General features: G+C 68.8%; 1 protein-coding gene. It reads left to right on the top strand.

Annotation, left to right across the window (positions count from 1 at the left end; all coding sequences use genetic code 11):
• Positions 1-142: 142 nt before the first annotated feature.
• Positions 143-1,020, top strand: a protein-coding gene (locus KBX37_RS33940) for an IS5 family transposase (protein WP_374103950.1) whose coding sequence is annotated in 2 segments (ribosomal slippage) — positions 143-508 and positions 511-1,020 — 876 coding nt in all. Because the reading frame shifts where the segments join, the coding sequence is not laid out codon by codon here.
• Positions 1,021-1,042 lie beyond the last annotated feature (22 nt).

Here is a 1,042-nt window from a genome sequence, read left to right as displayed (position 1 = left end):
TAGGGCCTGTGTCGAAGTCGGCTGCGGGTGCAGGAGTGAGGAAGTTTCGGCGTGGCGGTGACCGATAAATAGTGAGGTCTCCGGTAGATGGTTCATCGACGAAGAAGACCATCAGCACGGAGACCTCGTGGCCACTGTAGCGGTGACGAGGCGGCATGACCTGACCGACACCCAGTGGGCGGCGCTGGAGCCGTTGCTGCCCGTGGGACGCAGGCCGGGTCGGCCGCCCACATGGACGAAACGACAGCTCATTGATGGGATCAGGTGGCGGACCCGGGTGGGTGCGCCGTGGCGGGACATACCGGAGTGCTACGGGTCCTGGGCAGCGGCGTACGCGGTGTTCCGGCGTTGGCAGCGTGACGGGACCTGGGCGAAGATCCTGACCATGTTGCAGGCGGTGGCCGACGAGGCCGGGCGGGTGACGTGGGACGTGTCGGTGGACTCGTCGGTCGCCCGGGCGCATCAGTACGCCGCTGGTGCGCGTAAAAGGGGGATTTGCAGGTCGAGCCGCCGGGCGGGGTAGCGGTTGAGCCCGACGATCATGCGCTCGGGCGGTCGCGGGGCGGACTGACCACGAAGCTGCACCTGGCATGCGAGCAGGGGCAGAAGCCGTTGTCGGTCGTGCTGACCGCCGGGCAGCGCGGGGACAGTCCCCAGTTCGTGACGGTGCTCGACGGCATCCGGGTGCCCCGTCTGGGCGCCGGTCGACCGCGGACCCGCCCGGATCGGGTCTTGGCCGACAAGGCGTACACCTCCCGGGCGAACCGCCGCTACCTGCGCCGGCGCGGGATCGCCGCGACCATCCCGTCGAAGGCCGACCAGGACGCCAACCGGCGTAAGAAGGGGTCGAAGGGCGGCCGGCCACCGGCCTTCGATCCCGAGCGGTACAAGCAGCGTCATGCCGTGGAGTGCGGCATCAACCGCCTCAAACGCAACCGGGCCGTGGCGACCCGCTTCGACAAGCTCGCCGTGCGCTACGAAGCCACCGTGCACATCGCCGCGATCAACGAGTGGCTGTGACCGACTTCGACACAGGCCCTAG

It is taken from the genome of Micromonospora sp. U56 (assembly GCF_018070095.1).
Classification (GTDB): Bacteria; Actinomycetota; Actinomycetes; order Mycobacteriales; family Micromonosporaceae; genus Micromonospora; species Micromonospora purpureochromogenes.
The sequence above is the reverse complement of the archived record's forward strand: the minus strand, read 5'-3'. Positions and strand labels throughout refer to the sequence as shown.